This is a genomic window from Polynucleobacter sp. MWH-Adler-W8, from assembly GCF_001889925.1.
Lineage (GTDB): Bacteria > Pseudomonadota > Gammaproteobacteria > Burkholderiales > Burkholderiaceae > Polynucleobacter.
The window spans coordinates 21,533-37,735 of record NZ_LZFI01000006.1; the positions used below are offsets into that span (position 1 = coordinate 21,533).

General features: G+C 47.5%; 13 protein-coding genes. 11 read left to right on the forward strand and 2 right to left on the reverse strand.

What is annotated here, in order from left to right:
- Positions 1-8: 8 nt before the first annotated feature.
- Positions 9-794, reverse strand: a complete 786-nt coding sequence (gene fabI / locus AOC28_RS08090; RefSeq protein WP_072583474.1) for an enoyl-ACP reductase FabI — start codon at positions 792-794, stop codon at positions 9-11.
- Between the two features lie 50 nt (positions 795-844).
- Here fabI and AOC28_RS08095 point away from each other — a divergent pair, with 50 nt between their 5' ends.
- From AOC28_RS08095 to AOC28_RS08115, 5 genes are all read left to right on the forward strand, one after another.
- A complete protein-coding gene (locus AOC28_RS08095; RefSeq protein WP_072583475.1) occupies positions 845-2,713 on the forward strand; it encodes an extracellular solute-binding protein in 1,869 nt (622 codons plus the stop codon).
- Between the two features lie 11 nt (positions 2,714-2,724).
- Positions 2,725-3,789 (forward strand): microcin C ABC transporter permease YejB, encoded by a 1,065-nt coding sequence (gene yejB / locus AOC28_RS08100; protein WP_192846863.1) that lies wholly within the window; start codon positions 2,725-2,727, stop codon positions 3,787-3,789.
- The gene (locus AOC28_RS08105) at positions 3,786-4,811 is read left to right on the forward strand and encodes an ABC transporter permease (protein WP_072583477.1); all 1,026 of its coding nucleotides are present in this window, start codon (positions 3,786-3,788) and stop codon (positions 4,809-4,811) included. The genes yejB and AOC28_RS08105 overlap by 4 nt, the downstream gene beginning before the upstream one ends.
- Positions 4,808-6,445 carry a dipeptide ABC transporter ATP-binding protein gene (locus AOC28_RS08110; RefSeq protein WP_072583478.1) on the forward strand — a complete coding sequence of 546 codons (1,638 nt, stop codon included), beginning with the start codon at positions 4,808-4,810 and terminating at the stop codon, positions 6,443-6,445. Before AOC28_RS08105 ends, AOC28_RS08110 begins: the two co-directional genes overlap by 4 nt.
- Positions 6,446-6,582: 137 nt before the next feature.
- The gene (locus AOC28_RS08115; protein WP_072583479.1) at positions 6,583-7,230 is read left to right on the forward strand and encodes a C40 family peptidase; all 648 of its coding nucleotides are present in this window, start codon (positions 6,583-6,585) and stop codon (positions 7,228-7,230) included.
- Positions 7,231-7,256: 26 nt separating this feature from the next.
- Here the strand turns inward: AOC28_RS08115 and AOC28_RS08120 are convergent, their stop codons facing one another.
- Entirely contained in the window at positions 7,257-8,090 is an 834-nt protein-coding gene (locus AOC28_RS08120; RefSeq protein ID WP_072583480.1) for a patatin-like phospholipase family protein, read from the reverse strand.
- Positions 8,091-8,366: 276 nt separating this feature from the next.
- On the opposite strand from AOC28_RS08120, the gene scpB reads away from it, so the two are divergent.
- The 6 genes from scpB to rbfA all read left to right on the forward strand — a co-directional run bounded on the left by scpB (position 8,367) and on the right by rbfA (position 16,200).
- Positions 8,367-9,095 (forward strand): SMC-Scp complex subunit ScpB, encoded by a 729-nt coding sequence (scpB, locus tag AOC28_RS08125; RefSeq protein WP_072583481.1) that lies wholly within the window; start codon positions 8,367-8,369, stop codon positions 9,093-9,095.
- A gap of 6 nt (positions 9,096-9,101) precedes the next feature.
- Positions 9,102-10,898: a pseudouridine synthase gene (locus AOC28_RS08130; protein WP_072583482.1), complete on the forward strand. Its 1,797-nt coding sequence runs from the start codon at positions 9,102-9,104 to the stop codon at positions 10,896-10,898.
- 173 nt (positions 10,899-11,071) lie between these two features.
- Positions 11,072-11,563 (forward strand): ribosome maturation factor RimP, encoded by a 492-nt coding sequence (gene rimP, locus AOC28_RS08135; protein ID WP_072583483.1) that lies wholly within the window; start codon positions 11,072-11,074, stop codon positions 11,561-11,563.
- Positions 11,560-13,041, forward strand: coding sequence for a transcription termination factor NusA (nusA, locus tag AOC28_RS08140; RefSeq protein ID WP_072583484.1), 1,482 nt, complete (start codon positions 11,560-11,562; stop codon positions 13,039-13,041). Before rimP ends, nusA begins: the two co-directional genes overlap by 4 nt.
- Before the next feature lie 13 nt (positions 13,042-13,054).
- Positions 13,055-15,814, forward strand: a complete 2,760-nt coding sequence (infB, locus tag AOC28_RS08145; RefSeq protein WP_072583485.1) for a translation initiation factor IF-2 — start codon at positions 13,055-13,057, stop codon at positions 15,812-15,814.
- A gap of 5 nt (positions 15,815-15,819) precedes the next feature.
- The gene (rbfA, locus tag AOC28_RS08150) at positions 15,820-16,200 is read left to right on the forward strand and encodes a 30S ribosome-binding factor RbfA (RefSeq protein WP_072583486.1); all 381 of its coding nucleotides are present in this window, start codon (positions 15,820-15,822) and stop codon (positions 16,198-16,200) included.
- The last annotated feature ends 3 nt before the right edge of the window (positions 16,201-16,203 follow it).

Here is a 16,203-nt window from a genome sequence, read left to right on the forward strand (position 1 = left end):
TGGAATGCTCAAACTTCATCCATTCCGCCAACCACTTGACTAAAGCCGTTGTCAACGTAAATGATTTCAGCGGTGATGCCATTGGCTAAGTCAGACAATAAGAATGCAGCAGTATTGCCTACATCATCAATCGTCACATTACGGCGCAGTGGAGCAGTTTCCTCAACCGCTTGCAAAATCTTGCCAAAGCCTTTTATGCCAGAAGCGGCCAAAGTTTTAATTGGGCCAGCAGAGATGCCGTTAGCGCGAATGCCTTTAGGGCCAACTGAGCCAGCGAGGTAGCGAACGGATGCTTCAAGCGATGCTTTTGCTAAACCCATAGTGTTGTAGTTAGGAACATTCTTCATGGATCCTAAATAAGTCAATGTGAGCAATGAAGATTTATCACGCAACATTGGGAGCGCTTCTTTTGCCATCGCTGGGAAGCTGTAAGCAGAAATGTCGTGAGCAATCTTGAAGCCTTCACGAGAAAGACCTTCCAAGAAATCGCCGGCAATTGCTTCGCGTGGCGCAAAGCCAATCGCGTGTACAAAACCATCAAATTGGGGCCAGGATTTGGCTAAATCCTTAAAAAGGGCGCTGATTTGTTCGTCGCTGCCCACATCGCAGTCAAAAATCAGTTCGGTATTGAATTCTTTTGCAAAATCAACGATGCGGTCCTTAAAGCGCTCACCTACATAGGTAAAGGCTAGTTCAGCACCTTCGCGGTGGCAGGCCTTGGCTATGCCATAGGCAATAGAACGGTTGGAGAGGAGGCCGGTAATGAGGATTTTTTTGCCGGTGAGAAAGCCCATGTTGTGTCCTTTACTTCAAATATGATTAGCTATCTACAATTGTTGCATATATGCCCACCTTAAAGCTCATTCGACAAATTGCCTATTTATTGCTGCTAGCCCTGCTAGCGGGGCTAGGGGCCAATATAGCTCTGGCAGGACAAGGGATTGCACAATACGGCAAGCCTAAATATCCCGATGGATTTGCCCATTTTGATTACGTAAATCCCAATGCTCCCCGCGGTGGAACCCTGGTCTTGCCAAACCCAGGGCAAAGAACGAGCTTTGATAAATTCAACCCATTTACCCTGAGAGGTATCACCGCTCCCGGTATCGAATTGATGTTTGAGTCATTGGCCGAGGGAAGTGCTGATGAGGTCTCCAGTATTTACGGTTTATTAGCAGATGATATTCAGGTAGCCAAAGATCACAAATCGGTCACCTTCCATCTTCGATCTGAGGCAAAATTTTCAGATGGCAGTCCAGTCTTGGCTGCTGATGTTAAATATAGCTTTGATACCTTGATGAGCGGTAAAGCGCATCCGCGTTATAAAACTACCTTTGCGGATATTAAAGAAGCGGTTGTTTTGTCTGATCGATCCATCCGCTTCGACTTTAAGAATGACAATACTGAACTACCTATCCTGGCGGGAACATTCCCAGTGTTCTCGCGGAACTGGGGCAAGCAAGCAGATGGAACGGTGATTCCATTTGAGAGTCTTGCCTTTGAAACGCCAATCGGTAGTGGGCCTTATTTGATTGAATCTTTCAAAGCAGGTAAATCGATTGTTTTTAAAAAGAACCCAAACTATTGGGCTGATCAACTCGGAAAACCGTTAAATATCCGCGTTGGCTTTTATAACTTTGATCGAGTCCTTTATAAGCTTTACAGCGATGATGCTGTTAGGCTGGAAGCCTTTAAAGCGGGGGAGTTTGATGCTCTGGTTGAATATCGCGCCAAGATCTGGGCTAAAGGGTATGTGGGCTCTAAGTTTGATCAAGGCGTTCTCTTAAAGAAAGCATTCCTAAATCATAATGGCGCTGGCATGCAAGGTTTCGCTATGAATGTGCGACGGCCTATTTTTAAAGATGCGCGTGTGCGCGAAGCCTTAGGCTATGCACTTGATTTTGAATGGCTCAATCGCCAAATATTTTTTGATCAGTACAGCCGTATCAATAGTTATTTCACCAACAGTGATTTGAGTGCCAACTTTGATGGCCCTCGCAAACCTACAGAGTCAGAGCTAAAGCTACTCAAGCCCTTAAAAGCAAAATACCCACAGTGGGTTCCGGATGCAGTCTTTGGCCCGATGCCTGCGGCGCCATCAACTAAGTCGCCTGGCAGCCTACGCCAGAATTTGAAGAAAGCCCGTGAACTCCTTCTTCATGCGGGCTGGCAATATCGTGACGGTGCATTGCGCAATGAAAAGGGTGAGCCATTTCGTTTTGAGATAGTTGAAGATGGTGGATTTTTCTTGAGAGTGATTTCTGCTTATGTACGCAACTTAGAAAAGCTGGGAGTGCAAGTAGATATTCGGACCAGCGATTTTGCTTTGCATCAAAAGCGTATGAATGAATACGACTTTGATATGACCACCGTCAGATTTCAGGACTCCCAAAATCCAGGAAATGAACTCTGGGACCGCTTTGGCAGTCAGGCCGCTAAAGAAAAAGGCTCTGATAATGTGATTGGCGTGCAGTCTCCCGTGGTGGATGCTTTGATTGATGAAATTACCAAAGCACAAAATCGGGAACAGCTAAGAACCGCAACGAGAGCTCTAGATAGAGTTCTGTGGAATAGTTACTACGTTGTGCCGCAGTGGTACAACCCAACCCATCGCGTTGCCTTTCGCCACGAGATGCGTTATCCAGAGCCTCCTTTGTATTACTCGGCCGAGGCATGGATCATGCAAAACTGGTGGAAAGAAGAGGCTAAATAATGCAAGGTCAAATGCGCGCCTATATTTTTAAACGTTTGCTTCTAATGATTCCGACAATCTTGGGGGTCCTAACTCTTACCTTTGCAGTAGTGCAATTTGTTCCAGGTGGTCCAGTAGAGCAAATGGTATTGGAGTTAAAAGGGAAGGGCGGTGCTGCAACAGGCGGCTCCGAGTCCTCCGGATCCGGATCAACCTATCGCGGCCGTCAAGGTGTCGATGCACAGCGTCTAGAGGAAGTTAAAGCCTTATACGGTTTCGATAAGCCGCCACTCGAACGCTATTTCATGATGTTGGGCCGCTTTGCCAGATTTGACTTGGGTGAAAGCTACTACCAACACGAAAGCGTTTGGACTTTAGTGGTCTCTAAGTTGCCAGTCTCGATCAGTATTGGACTGTGGACCTTCTTTATTACATATTTAGTTTCCATACCCTTAGGAATAGCTAAAGCAGTACGCGATGGCTCTCGCTTTGATGCCGTCACCAGCAGCATGATCTTGGTGGGTTATGCCATTCCTGGTTTTGTGCTGGGTGTCTTATTGCTGGTGCTGTTTGGTGGAGGCAGTTTCTTACAGTTATTTCCGCTACGAGGCCTTACTTCGGATAATTGGAGTGATCTGAGTTTGTTTGGCAAAGTCATGGATTACTTGTGGCATTTAGTGTTGCCGATTACCGCCTCTGTTTTGGGTAGTTTTGCAGTAGTGACTATGCTGACCAAGAATTCTTTTCTAGAAGAGATTCGTAAACAGTATGTTCTGACTGCACGAGCAAAGGGTCTTACCGAAAAGCAAGTGTTGTGGAAACATGTGTTCCGTAATGCACTCTTGCCTTTAGTAACGGGTTTCCCGGCAGCATTTATCGGCGCATTCTTTACTGGCTCACTGTTGATCGAAACATTATTCTCATTAGACGGGCTCGGTTTGCTTTCATACGAGTCCGTAATGCGTCGTGACTACCCAGTAGTCTTCGGCACTCTGTATTTATTCACCCTGATTGGCTTGTTTACCAAGTTAATCTCCGATCTTTGTTACGTTTATGTAGACCCACGCATTCAGTTTGGTGCAGGAGGCGGCTCATGAGTCGTTGGCAGCGCTTCAAGAATAGTCGCATGGGTTATGCAAGCTTATGGATCTTTATGGTCCTGTTTGGTTTATCGATGTGCGCCGAATTGATTGCGAATGACAAGCCTTTAGTGGTGCGCTATGAAGGCCATTTCTATTTTCCGATTGTGAAGAGTCAGCCAGAAACTGTCTTTGGTGGTGACTTTGCGACTCCAACTGATTTCTTAGATCCCGATATTCGTCAGAACATTACTAGTAATGGAAACTGGGCAATCTACCCGCCGATTCACTATAGCTATGAGACGCTCAATTATTTTTCACAAGTGCCTAATCCAGCACCACCTTCATGGGAGAACTGGTTGGGGACTGATGATCGTGGGCGCGATGTTTTGGCTCGTCTGATCTATGGTTTCCGCTTATCGATTCTTTTTGGTCTTGCACTAACGATTGTTGGCGTGAGTGTGGGCATCATCACTGGATCCTTAATGGGCTTCTTTGGAGGAAAGTTTGACCTAGTCTCTCAGCGCCTCATAGAAATCTGGTCAGCTATGCCAGAGCTGTACTTGCTCATCATTTTTGCCTCGATCTTTAATCCTAGCGTTTCCCTGCTGATTATTTTGTTAGCCGCTTTTGGTTGGATGGGTCTATCAGATTACGTCCGTGCAGAATTTTTCCGCAATCGCGCCCTGGAATATGTGCGTGCAGCAAGAGCATTAGGTTTAACCAATTTACAAATCATGTGGCGTCACATCCTGCCTAATAGCTTGACCCCAGTGATTACCTTTTTGCCATTTCGCATGAGTGCCGCCATTTTGTCCTTAACCAGTTTGGACTTTTTAGGCTTGGGCGTACCCCCGGGCACTCCAAGCTTGGGCGAACTGCTCTCTCAAGGCAAAAGCAATCTCGATGCCTGGTGGATCTCTCTATCAACCTTTGTTGTCTTGGTCGCAACTCTGTTGCTATTAACTTTTATGGGTGAAGCATTGCGTAATGCTTTTGATTCTCGTAAGGCTGGCGTAATGAGCGGAGGTCGCTCATGAGTTTGCTTCGTTATGAAGATCTGTGCATTTCATTTGGAACGGGTCGTCGGGAAAAGTTTGCAGTCAATCATCTTGATTTAGAAATCGGCATTGGTGAGCGTGTGGCATTGGTTGGGGAATCCGGCTCAGGTAAGACGCTGACTGCATTGGCGCCATTACGTTTAGAGCCCGAGGGCGCCAAAGTCTCTGGAAAGATTCTGTGGAATAAAAAAGATGGGAAGGGCACGGTAGATTTGCTCTCGATGTCTATCCAAGATATTCGGGAGATTCGCGGTCGTGAAATTGCGATGGTGTTTCAGGAGCCGATGACGGCCTTGAACCCGCTCTTTACTGTGGGCAATCAAATTATTGAAGCAGTGCAGATCTATCAACCTTTGATATCTAAAGCGGATTCGATTGATGCCGCGATTGATTTGCTTCGTAAGACGGGAATACCTGAGCCTGAGCGCCGCTTTCATTCTTATCCACATCAACTCTCAGGCGGCCAAAGACAACGCGCCATGATTGCGATGGCTTTGGCATGTAAGCCTCGGCTACTGATTGCCGATGAGCCTACGACAGCTTTAGATGTGAGCTTGCGTTTGCAAATCTTGGATTTACTCAAAGAGCTCCAAGAAGAATCTAAAGATCATGGCGGTATGGGCATTCTGTTGATCACCCACGATCTCAATTTGGTGAAGCATTTTGCACAACGTGTCGCTGTGCTCAATCAAGGTAACTTGATGGAGGCTGGGCCAACCAAACAAGTGTTTGAACATCCAGAGGATCCTTATACGCGCACCTTGGTCAATAGTGAGCCGGTACGCGACCCGGCACCTCTGATGCCATTAGCTCCAGTGTTGTTGAAAACAGAGGATCTCTCGGTTGCTTACCCGAGCGAAGAATCAGTCTCTTGGTTTAAAAAAGCGCCATCACATAAAGTGTTGAAAAAAGTCAGCTTTGCATTAAAGCAAGGACAGACCATTGGTGTGATTGGAGAATCTGGCTCTGGCAAAACCACCCTAGGTATGGCTGTGCTCGGTTTGCTAGGTGATTCAATGGCAGAAGTGACTGGCAATGTTGATGTGCTTGGCAGCGATTGGCAAAAACTCATGCCTATGGAGCGACGTGCGATGCGTTCTAGCTTGCAGGTGATCTTTCAAGATCCCTTTGGCTCGCTGTCACCGCGCATGAACGTATTGCAGATTATTTCTGAGGGATTGGATGTGCATTTTCCGAAACTATCTACTGCAGAACGTGAGACACGTGTAGTGGATATGCTTAAAGAGGTGGGTTTAGATCGTTCTGCGCTTCTGCGCTACCCCCATGAATTTTCTGGAGGACAGCGCCAAAGAATTGCGATTGCGCGTGCCTTAATTTTGCGCCCACAAATTTTGGTATTAGATGAGCCCACCTCGGCATTGGATGTCTCTATTCAAAAGCAGGTGCTTGCCTTATTGACCGAGCTGCAAAAAAAGTACAACTTAGCCTATCTCATGATTAGTCACGATCTAGCAGTCATTAGAGCAATGTCTCACGAAGTGATGGTTCTCAAAGGGGGCAAGGTGGTGGAATTTGGTGATACCGAAACCCTCATTAAGCATCCCCGTCAGATCTATACCAGGGAACTATTTGCAGCTGCAGAGTTGACTTAGATGGCGGATCAAACCCCCTTTGAATGGGCTAATTTGGTGCATGCGCCCTGATATAAAGCAATTTTATCATTATAAACAAAGACTTAAGCATAGAGTGAAGACTTGGTTAATTGAGGGTTCTTTGTTAAACTGATCCGATGTCATTGAAAAAAGCACTTCTTTTAAAACTGCTGGGCCTAGGTTTAGGCGCCATCATCTCTGTATCTGCCTATGCGGTTGATACGGCGGTAGAGGCATCTGCGGATGCTGTAGTTCCCAAAGAAAGCATGTTCCAAGCAGGGCGCTCCTACATTGCCCGAGTATCGGACCGCTTGGCCGATACCGTGACTGGCAAGTCAGACGAATTAATTAACCGCGCTATGGAAGTCATTGGCGTGCGCTATCGCTGGGATACAGAATTACCGCAGTCTGGATTAGATGGCAGTAGCTTTGTTGGCTACGTCTTCAAAGATAAGTTGGGATTCTTATTGCCACGCAAGTCAACGCAAATGAGTCGTGTTGGTAAGCCGATTACCCGTGAAGAATTGCAGCCAGGAGATCTCGTATTTTTTAATACGATGCGCCTCACTTTTTCTCACGTCGGAATTTATGTGGGCGATAACAAATTCATTCACTCACCTTCCAAAGGCACCAATGTTCGAGTGGATGATCTCGGTAGCCTCTATTGGGATAAACGTTTTGACGGGGCACGTCGTTTAGACGGTAGCGACAATCTCGATGACTCTGAGCGTCAAGAGCTTCTTAACGAAGTCAAAAATCTTAAGCGTAATTCACGCAGCCTTTAATCAAGCCCTCTGCAGCCTGATGGTTGCTAGCCTTTCAGCTTCTCTTTAATCAAACCCATTTGCTCTTGCGCCGCAGCTTCACCGGCGAGTATGGCGGCATTTCTGGATTTGAAATCACCGCTACCCATTTGCTTTAACTGCGGCTGAATCACGATATCAGCGCTCTTGAGTTCGTACTGATTGATGCTTCTCTGCATGATAGAGATGGTTTGTTGCAAAACACCTAAGGTTCCGCTGGCATCTTGATGAGCCGGCTCGGAAGAAATATTTACTGCAATGACTAAGGTTGCCCCCATCTGTCTTGCATAGCTGACTGGTACTGGTGCCACTAAACCGCCATCGACATATTCTTTGCCGCTGATCACTGCCGGCTGAAATACTCCGGGTACGCTGCAAGATGCGCGAACGGCTAAGCCTGTATTGCCTGTTCTAAATAGAACCCCTTGGCCAGATTGCAATTCAGTAGCAACAATTCCTAAGGGGATGCGCATTTGTTCAATCGATTTGTTTTGCACTTCTCGATTCACCATATTTTGCAGGGCATCACCCTTGATGAGTCCGCCAAATCGGCCAGCAAATGGGAGGCCCCAGTCGGCAATCGTGGCCTCATCTAGATTGAGGGCTAAGCGATTGAGATCATTCCCAGTGGCGCCTGATGCGAGTAGGGTGGCAATCACGCTACCAGCGCTACTACCAACAACAATATCGGGTCTGATGCCTTGGGCTTCTAATGCCTTGATGACGCCCACGTGAGCAAAACCTCGAGCTGCTCCAGCGCCTAGAACTAGGCCAACCACAGGTTTTTTACTCCCAACAAGGCTGCAAGAGCTCAAACCTACGCCCCCAAGGAGGGCGCCCATGCCAATTCCGAGGCCAAGGAGTCGACGGCGCTCCAAGGAATGGATGGCCTGAGGCCTGGATAAAGGGGGTTTTGTGGAATTCTTATGCATATGGCTATTGTATTGAGCCTACCTTATAATGGGCGCAAGGTGAACGAAAAGTACTTCGTTTCAGCGCGGGCATATCCCAAGAAGAATTGATGAGATGGATTGTCCGTAGTAGCTTGAGAACACCAAAACCCATTACTAAATACCTTTTAAAGCCTAGTCAGGATTACTCCTGGTAGCCCGAATTTTATGGACGATCACAATAAGCGCGTCATTGAAACAGCCCTCCTGTGCGCACAGGAACCACTCACCGTTGCTGATTTGTCTCGCTTATTTATAGAAGACATCACTACGGCAGATATCGATGAAGCATTAGTCGAGCTGCAACGCGCTTGGGATGACAAGGGTATGGAATTGGTGCATATCGCAACTGGCTGGCGTTTTCAAAGCCGTCTTTCGATGCGTGAGTACCTTGATCGCCTGACTCCAGAAAAGCCGCCGAAGTATTCACGTGCTGTTATGGAAACTTTAGCCATCATCGCTTACCGCCAACCTGTAACCCGTGGTGAGATCGAGGAAATCCGTGGTGTTGCTGTGAGTAGTAACGTAATGAAGCAATTAGAAGATCGTGGTTGGGTTGAGGTAATTGGTCATAAAGAAACTATTGGTCGCCCAGGCTTGTATGCCACCACCAAACAATTTTTAGATGATCTCAGTCTGACCAATTTACAAAGCTTGCCGATTTTGGAAGATGCGGCGCCAATGGCTGCTGCAGCGCAATTAGGTCAAGCGGTGATGGAGTTTGATCCATCTGCCACTGTTGAGACAGTAGTGATTGATGCGGATGCTCAAGAGGTGAGCGAGATTGACGAAGAGACAACCGAAGCCACTTTAGAAGAAGCCAGCATTGAGGTTTCTGAAGAAGAGGCTAATGAAGTTACCCCTGAGTCTGAAGACAACCCAGACGAAACAAAATAATAATTAATGACAAGCCCTAACGAAAACGATTCATCCCCGGTAGTAAATCCATCGGCAACCCCTTCTAATGCAGATGCTGCACCATCGAACTCGGATGGCCAAAAGTCTGAAGGCGGAGAGCATGGTGAACGTCGCCCGCGCCGCCAAGGTGCCGGAGGTAGTAAACACCCATTTAATAAGAAGCGCCCATTTAATAAAGATCGGCCACGCCGTGAAGGTACTGATTCCAATGGTCCGCGCGAAGGCGGTAATAATCAAGGCAATAACCAATCTTCTAAATTAGCTCCCAATCCAGCTGAGAGTGAGGCTTTGTTTGCCTCAGTTGTCTCTGGTGAGTTTGACGCTGCTTTAGATGCTCCTGAAGTTGAGGAATTAAAAAATCCTGATAGTGTGAATGAGAATGAGGTATCTCATCAAACTGGTGCAGAGCGTCGCGCGCAGCGTGCACAACGCTCACGCGAAGATGAGGATTCAGATGCGCCAACGGATGAGGAAATGAGTAGTCTGCAGTTTGCGAACGTTGATGATCTCCCACTCAGTTTGCGTGATGAAGTTTGGTCTGACCTCGATGGTTTAGATGACGATGCTGATGATGAAGATACCGTTAAGTTGCACAAGGTATTAGCTGATGTTGGTATGGGATCCCGTCGCGATATGGAAGACTTGATTATTCAAGGGCGCGTATCAGTTAACGGATTACCAGCGCATATTGGTCAGCGTATTGGACCAACAGATCAAGTGCGTATCAATGGCAAACCTGTACATCGCAAGATTCAGACTAAGCCGCCGCGCGTGATCATGTATCACAAGCCGGCAGGTGAGATCGTTAGCCAGTCAGACCCAGAGGGTCGTCCAACCGTATTTGATCGTTTACCTAAACCGCGTCAAGGACGCTGGATCGCGGTAGGTCGATTGGACTTTAATACCGAAGGTCTTTTGTTGTTCACCACTTCTGGTGAGTTAGCAAATCGCTTAATGCATCCCCGTTACGGTGTCGAGCGTGAATACGCCGTGCGCATCTTGGGCGACTTGAGTCAAGAAAATACTTCGCTCTTAAAGAGTGGCATTACGCTCGATGATGGCCAAGCTAAATTCTTGCGCCTAGCGATGGGCGGCGGCGAAGGCGCGAACCGTTGGTATCACGTTGCATTAAGTGAGGGTCGTAATCGCGAAGTGCGTCGTATGTTCGAAGTAGTTGGTCATACAGTCTCTCGCTTGATTAGAACTCGTTACGGCATTTTCTTATTACCTCCACGCCTCCGACGTGGCAAATGGGAAGAGATTGAGGCTGGCGGCATCTATAACTTGATGAAGTCTGCTGGTTTAAAAATGCCACAGCCTCAAGATAAGGGCCGTGGCCCTAACCCTAATAATCGAGATCGTCGTCCAGTTGGAGAAGATTTCCAGCCGGATCCAATGCAAACCTCCGTTTCCTACTGGGGATCCCGTGATGCTCTAACCCTTGCTAGTGGCCATAACGGCCTAACGCATCAGGGTAGAGGTGGAAAACCTGGTGGCGGCAGTGGTTCTGGCGAAGGGCGTGGACCTTTCCGTGGTCGTACTCAAGGTGGCAGACCTGGACAGGGTGGTCAAGGCGGTCGAAGTGGGCAAGGCGGACAGGGTGGTCAAGGTGGTCAGGGCCAAAACCGCAGTAAAGGCAGCAAAGTTCACCACGGGCAGTCTGCTTTTGTGACGGGCAACCCCCAGAGTCCTGGAAATGGGCCTAAACGTAGCGCGCCAAAAGGGCGCAAACCCTTCAATAAAGGACCTAGAAAACCCCGTAATCCCGGCGAAAGCTTCTGATTTGTATCAGTTTTATGCCAAATAGGCTATAATTTTGGTCTTACAGCAGGTTTCTGCTGTATTTAGTAGTTACCGACTGATGTTGCGATCAACGTAAGTCGGCCTGTTCTGAATTTCAAGAATATGGGCTTTGAAGCCCATTTTTTTTTGCCATTTTGGTATGAGGGGATGTCGTGAAGGATCAGCAGGTTATTTCTGCAGAGCTGGAAAACTTGGGTTACACGCTAGTGGAGATAGAGCGTGAAGCCGGAGGATTGCTGCGCGTCACGATTGAAAACCCAGATTACGAACGCTTGATTTCTGTTTTGGATTGCGAGAAGGTGAGCCATCAATTGAGCTACACCTTGCCAGTTGAAAACATTCCTTATGAGCGTTTAGAAATTTCATCTCCAGGATTGGATCGTCCAGTGAAAAGTGCCGCTGATTATGAGCGCTTCGCTGGAATGCAAGTGGATTTGAAATTGCGCGTGGCAGTTGGCGGTCGCAAGAATTTTCGTGGTGAGTTACAAGGTTTGCTGAGTGGTGAATTGAATTCACCGGATGCAAAGTTTGGTTTGGTATTTGAGGGTGCTGATGGTCAGCCTTCTCAATTGGAGTTCTCTTTAGCCGAGGTCGATAAGACTCGGTTGGTCCCTGTTATTGATTTCAAAGGAAGAAAGTCATGAGCCGAGAAGTTCTCATGTTGGCAGACGCGTTAGCGCGTGAAAAGAACGTTGATCAAGCAATTGTGTTCGAGGCGTTGGAGATGGCTTTGGCCTCTGCGACCAAGAAGCGCTACGCTACAGAAGACGTGGATATCCGCGTTTCAATTGATCGTGAAACTGGTGAATACGAAACCTTCCGTCGCTGGTTGGTTGTGCCCAATGAAGCTGGTTTGCAAGAGCCGGACAAAGAGATTCTGCAATTTGAAGCCCAAGAGCAACTCGCCGACATGGAAGTTGGTGACTACATCGAAGAGGAAATTGAATCTTTAGCATTTGGTCGTATCGGCGCACAAGCTGCTAAGCAAGTCATCTTGCAGCGCATTCGTGACGCTGAACGCGAACAGATTTTGAACGACTACCTTGAGCGTGGCGAAAAAGTCATGACCGGTACCGTCAAGCGTGCCGACAAGAATGGCCTGATCATTGAATCCGGTCGTGTTGAAGCCTTGCTGCGTCGTGATCAAATGATCCCAAAAGAGAACTTACGCTCTGGTGATCGTGTTCGCGCCTATATTCTTAAGGTGGATCGCGAAGCACGTGGCCCACAAATCGAACTCTCACGTACTTGCCCAGACTTCTTGATTAAGTTGTTTGAGAACGAGGTTCCAGAAATGGAACAGGGCTTACTGGAGATTAAGGGCGCTGCCCGTGATCCTGGTGTGCGCGCAAAGATTGCTGTGATTACTTATGACAAGCGCATCGATCCAATTGGCACTTGCGTTGGCGTACGTGGTACACGCGTAACTGCTGTCCGTAACGAAGTAGCCGGCGAAGCGGTCGACATCGTATTGTGGTCTGAAGATCCAGCGCAATTTGTGATTGGTGCTTTGGCTCCAGCTCAAGTTTCATCAATCGTGGTTGATGAAGAGCGTCATGCGATGGATGTAGTGGTTGACGAAGAGAATTTGGCAATCGCTATTGGCCGTAGTGGACAGAACGTTCGTTTGGCGAGTGATTTGACTGGTTGGCAGATCAACATCATGACTCCTGAAGAGTCTGCTGAGAAAACTGAAAAAGAAGCTTCTTCTGTACGTCAATTGTTCATGGACAAGTTGGACGTAGACCAAGAAGTGGCTGATATTTTGATTGAAGAAGGTTTCAACACATTAGAAGAAGTGGCCTACGTACCATTGTCTGAAATGTTAGAGATTGATTCATTTGATGAAGATACTGTGAATGAGTTGCGTACCCGCGCTCGTGACTCTTTGTTGACCATGGAGTTGGCAAAGGAAGAGCGTATTGGTGAGGTTTCACAAGATTTACGCTCCCTGGAAGGAATGACTACAGAGCTGATTGCTAAGCTTGCTGACAATCAAGTACATACCCGTGACGACCTTGCTGAATTAGCTGTTGATGAGCTAGTTGAGGCGACACAAATTGACGAAGAAACTGCGAAAACGCTCATCATGAAAGCGCGCGAACATTGGTTTACTTCATGAGAGGAAGTAGTGCATGGCAACAACAGTAAAAGTACTCGCTAAAGAATTAAAACGTACCGCGCCAGACCTCTTGGAGCAGTTGAAGGCGGCCGGTATTGAAAAAGGTTCTGAGGACGATAGCATTACCGAAAAGGACAAAACTGTCCTGCTTGAGCATTTGCAAAAAGAACATGGCAGTGCAGATTCTGGCGCTCGCAAAAAGATTACTTTAATCAAGCGTGAGAGTTCAGAAATTCGTCAAGCGGATTCTGCTGGACGCACTCGCACGGTACAAGTTGAAGTTCGTAAAAAACGTGTGCTCGTTAAGGCCGGTGATAAGGCGCCTGAAGAGACTCCGATTCCAGTGGCTAAAGAAGTTGCTCCAGCAGCACCAGCTAAACCCATAATTTCTGAAGAAGAATTAGAGAAACGCGCAGCTGAAGCAACGCGCCAGGCTGAGTTATTGGCGCGTCAAGAAGCAGAAATGAAGGCCGCCGAAGAAGCACGTCAAAAAGAAGTTGCGGCTCCAGTAATTGCTAAAGAAGAAGCGCCTGTAGATGCAGCGCCGGCTGCTGCCGCAGCGGCAGCAGAGAAAAAGGCAGCAACAGATAAAGCCGCTAAAGATTTAGCGGCTAGCAAAGAAAAAGAATTAGCAGATATTCGTGTTCGTCGTGCTGCTGCTGAAGCTGAGGCTTTAGCAATCCGCGACATGATGAGCGCTCCTGCACGTGTTCTCAAAGCGCCAAGTGAAATTGCTGCTGAAGAAGCGAAAAAAGGTACTTTGCACAAACCTGCAAAAGTTGAAGGTGCTGATGATAAGAAGAAGGCTGCTGCTAAAGTTGGCGGAAAGACTATTAAATCTTCCGAGACATCATCGACTTGGCAAGAAGAAGGCGCTAAGAAACCTGGTGGCCTAAAGACGCGCGGAGATTCTTCTGGTGGTGTTGGTGGTTGGCGTTCAGGCGGTGGTCGTAAGAAGCAACGTCAAATTGCTGAAGCGAACGTAGATACCAACTTCCAGGTGCCAACAGAAGCTATAGTGCGTGATGTTCATGTACCAGAAACCATTACTGTTGCTGAGTTAGCTCATGCAATGGCGGTGAAGAGTGCAGAAGTGATTAAGCTCTTGATGGGTATGGGCCAAATGGTCACCATCAATCAAGTGCTTGACCAAGATACCGCAATGATTCTTGTTGAAGAAATGGGTCACAAAGCCTTTGCTGCAAAATTGGATGATCCAGATTTAGATCTTGGTACAGATGGTCATGATGCGGAGTTGTTGCCGCGTCCTCCAGTTGTAACGGTGATGGGTCACGTTGACCACGGTAAAACTTCCTTGCTCGATAAGATTCGTGCAGCCAAAGTAGCTACTGGTGAGGCCGGCGGCATTACTCAGCATATCGGTGCTTACCATGTGGAAACTCCGCGTGGCATGATTACCTTCTTGGATACCCCGGGTCACGAAGCTTTTACGGCAATGCGTGCTCGTGGTGCTAAGGCGACCGATATTGTGATCTTGGTAGTTGCTGCTGATGACGGTGTGATGCCGCAAACAAAAGAAGCGATTCACCATGCACTTGCAGGCGGCGTTCCAATTGTTGTGGCAATTAACAAGATTGATAAACCAGAAGCCAATTCTGAGCGCGTCAAAACTGAGTTGGTGGCAGAGCAAGTGGTTCCTGAAGAATACGGTGGCGATGTGCCATTTATTCCGGTATCCGCAAAAACTGGTGAGGGCATTGATGCCTTGCTAGAGAACGTGCTCTTGCAAGCTGAAATCTTGGAATTGAAAGCACCTAAAGATGCGCCAGCTCAAGGCTTAGTCATTGAAGCTCGTTTGGATAAAGGTAAGGGCCCTGTAGCAACCATATTGGTTCAATCAGGCACGCTCAAGCGTGGAGATATGTTGTTGGCAGGTTCAACCTACGGACGCGTACGCGCTATGTTGGATGAAAACGGTAAGCCATGTAACGAAGCCGGCCCATCTATCCCAGTTGAGATTCAAGGTTTAGGAGATGTTCCTGCAGCTGGTGAGTCAGTACAAGTGGTTCCTGATGAGCGTAAGGCTCGTGAGATTGCACTTTTCCGTCAAGGTAAGTTCCGTGATGTGAAGTTGGCTAAACAGCAGGCATTCAAACTTGAAACCATGATGGAAAACATGGAAGAAGGCGCCATTGAAGCCAAGTTATTGCCGTTGATCATCAAGGCTGACGTACAAGGTTCTCAAGAAGCTTTGGCACAGTCATTAATGAAGTTATCTACACCCGAGGTGAAGGTGCAAATTGTTCACGCAGGTGTTGGTGGTATTACTGAAACTGACGTGAACTTGGCAGTTGCCTCTAAAGCGGTTATTTTTGGATTCAATTCCCGCGCTGATGCAGCGGCTCGTAAGCTGGCTGAAAACAATGGTGTGGATATTCGTTATCACAACATTATTTATGACGCAGTGGATGAAGTGAAGTTGGCGCTGAGCGGCATGTTGACTCCAGATAAGAAAGAAGAAATCACTGGTCTCGTTGAGATTCGTCAAGTCTTCTTGGTATCTAAGGTTGGCGCTATCGCGGGTTGCTTGGTGGTTGATGGAATCATCAAACGCACATCTAGTGTTCGTCTCTTGCGTGACAACGTCGTTGTTTGGACTGGTGAACTGGACTCTCTCAAGCGCTTCAAAGATGACGCTAAAGAAGTTCGTGCCGGTGTTGAGTGCGGCCTGTCATTAAAAGGCTATAACGACATTAAAGAGGGCGACCAGCTTGAGGTATTTGAAGTTACTGAAGTTGCACGTTCACTCTAAGCAATATGCATAAAACTAGCCCGCATCGTAACCAGCGTCTCGCCGATCAAATTCAGCGAGACCTGGCCGAACTTATTCCTCGTGAATTGCGCAGCCCGAGTTTGGGCTTGATTACTTTACAAAGTATTGAGCTCACACCGGATCTGGCCCATGCCAAAGTGTTCTTTACGGTTTTGGGTGCTGAGCCTGAGCATGCTTTAAAAGCGCTTCAAGAAAAAGCAGGGTATTTGCACTCACTCTTGTTTAAGCGTTTGCATATTCATACTGTTCCTACCTTACATTTTCACTATGACAGCTCAGTAGAGCATGGCATAGAAATGTCTCGATTGATCGATCAAGCCGTTGATAGTGATCGCAGCAGCGACCACAAAGACGAGACTAAATAGTTC

What these genes read in the sequence shown, in the direction of transcription:
- AOC28_RS08115 (WP_072583479.1), top strand. Translation starts at nt 6,583, where the DNA reads ATGTCATTGAAAAAAGCACTTCTTTTAAAACTGCTGGGCCTAGGTTTA.
- nusA (WP_072583484.1), top strand. Translation starts at nt 11,560, where the DNA reads ATGAGCCGAGAAGTTCTCATGTTGGCAGACGCGTTAGCGCGTGAAAAG.
- AOC28_RS08095 (WP_072583475.1), top strand. Translation starts at nt 845, where the DNA reads ATGCCCACCTTAAAGCTCATTCGACAAATTGCCTATTTATTGCTGCTA.
- scpB (WP_072583481.1), top strand. Translation starts at nt 8,367, where the DNA reads ATGGACGATCACAATAAGCGCGTCATTGAAACAGCCCTCCTGTGCGCA.
- AOC28_RS08130 (WP_072583482.1), top strand. Translation starts at nt 9,102, where the DNA reads ATGACAAGCCCTAACGAAAACGATTCATCCCCGGTAGTAAATCCATCG.
- AOC28_RS08120 (WP_072583480.1), bottom strand. Translation starts at nt 8,090, where the DNA reads ATGGGCGCCCTCCTTGGGGGCGTAGGTTTGAGCTCTTGCAGCCTTGTT.
- rbfA (WP_072583486.1), top strand. Translation starts at nt 15,820, where the DNA reads ATGCATAAAACTAGCCCGCATCGTAACCAGCGTCTCGCCGATCAAATT.
- fabI (WP_072583474.1), bottom strand. Translation starts at nt 794, where the DNA reads ATGGGCTTTCTCACCGGCAAAAAAATCCTCATTACCGGCCTCCTCTCC.
- infB (WP_072583485.1), top strand. Translation starts at nt 13,055, where the DNA reads ATGGCAACAACAGTAAAAGTACTCGCTAAAGAATTAAAACGTACCGCG.
- yejB (WP_192846863.1), top strand. Translation starts at nt 2,725, where the DNA reads ATGCGCGCCTATATTTTTAAACGTTTGCTTCTAATGATTCCGACAATC.
- AOC28_RS08110 (WP_072583478.1), top strand. Translation starts at nt 4,808, where the DNA reads ATGAGTTTGCTTCGTTATGAAGATCTGTGCATTTCATTTGGAACGGGT.
- AOC28_RS08105 (WP_072583477.1), top strand. Translation starts at nt 3,786, where the DNA reads ATGAGTCGTTGGCAGCGCTTCAAGAATAGTCGCATGGGTTATGCAAGC.